This window comes from Faecalibacterium sp. DFI.5.82 (assembly GCF_029076575.1).
GTDB lineage: Bacteria > Bacillota > Clostridia > Oscillospirales > Ruminococcaceae > Faecalibacterium > Faecalibacterium duncaniae.
This window is the reverse complement of the sequence record NZ_JARFIS010001012.1, coordinates 1-292: the sequence shown is the minus strand read 5'-3', so window position 1 is coordinate 292 and position 292 is coordinate 1. Positions and strand designations below refer to the sequence as shown.

At 61.6% G+C, this 292-nt stretch carries 1 pseudogene; it reads left to right on the top strand.

Features of this window, described 5'->3' with window-relative positions:
• A pseudogene (locus P0G09_RS19920) lies at nt 1-292 on the top strand (phage tail protein); the annotation flags it as partial.

Below are 292 nucleotides of genomic sequence, written 5' to 3'. Positions count from 1 at the left end.
GCCTGTGCTGGAGAGCATCATCTCGAGCCTGCAGCCGGTCATCACCCCGCTGCTGGAGGTGGCCCTGCAAATCGTCAACAGCGTCATCAAGCCGCTGCTTGATCCCCTGAAGCAACTCGTTCAGGCGCTACTCCCTCCGATCCTGAGCCTGATCGGTGCCATCACCCCACTGCTGACCCCGCTGCTGTCTATTCTGGAGCCCTTCGCCAGCGTGCTCGGCACGATCGTCGGCTGGGTATCGAAGATTGTCAGCTTCGGCTCCGGCGTAATCTCCATGATCGCCGGCCTGTTC